The organism is Prolinoborus fasciculus, from assembly GCF_056724605.1.
In genome coordinates, this window is record NZ_JBWZQN010000168.1 from 1 (window position 1) to 632 (window position 632).

Annotated in this window: 1 protein-coding gene and 1 pseudogene; one reads left to right on the forward strand and one right to left on the reverse strand. The window is 34.2% G+C overall.

Annotated features, from left to right (window positions below; genetic code table 11):
* Positions 1–141: 141 nt before the first annotated feature.
* Positions 142–546 (forward strand): hypothetical protein, encoded by a 405-nt coding sequence (locus tag AC1P5O_RS16765; protein WP_499006432.1) that lies wholly within the window; start codon positions 142–144, stop codon positions 544–546.
* Here the strand turns inward: AC1P5O_RS16765 and AC1P5O_RS16770 are convergent.
* Positions 523–632, reverse strand: a pseudogene (locus AC1P5O_RS16770) (IS701 family transposase); the annotation flags it as partial. The gene AC1P5O_RS16765 and the pseudogene AC1P5O_RS16770 sit on opposite strands and share 24 nt — an antisense overlap.

A 632-nucleotide genomic window follows, 5' to 3' on the forward strand; every position in this document is an offset into this window, starting at 1 on the left:
GTACACAGTGCACTGGGTTATGTATCGCCTTTTGAGTTTGAAGCAATGTACTATGATAAGATTAATCCGTTAGGTCAGGTGGCCTAACTTAAATAAAAAAGTCTCCGATAAACCCGGTACGGTTCAAAGTCACAACAAGAAATGGATTTGGAAGAAGAAAAGGGTACTGAAGAGCCTTTTCCTATAAAGTTTGTTTTGGTTGAAGGAAAGGTGATTTTACGTGAGAAATTTATAAATCCCGAAAGAGATTATCAGGGAAGAATAAAACGAAAAGATGCACGGGTTATCTTGTCAGTTCATGAGCAAGGAGATAACAAATTTAGATGTGTGATTCAAAAATTAATCACTTTTAAACCTGATAACAGTCATCCAGCTCATCAAGATATTAATGCAAACTTTGTTGCTGAGATTACTGAACAGTTAGGATTAAATGAGTTGATCCAATTTGTACGTCATTATCGAGATGAGTCTTTAGTAAATGAATCATACTTAGTGAACTACTATACTAGGACTTACGCACTGTTATTTATAGACTCTCTGTGGTAGCAGATGATTTTTATCGAGAATAAAGTCATCAATGAAGTTTTTGATAATTGGTCTAAATAATTTCTTCTGCCAACGATATACATTTT

Coding starts and splice junctions, on each gene's coding strand:
- AC1P5O_RS16765 (WP_499006432.1), top strand. CDS start 142: ATGGATTTGGAAGAAGAAAAGGGTACTGAAGAGCCTTTTCCTATAAAG.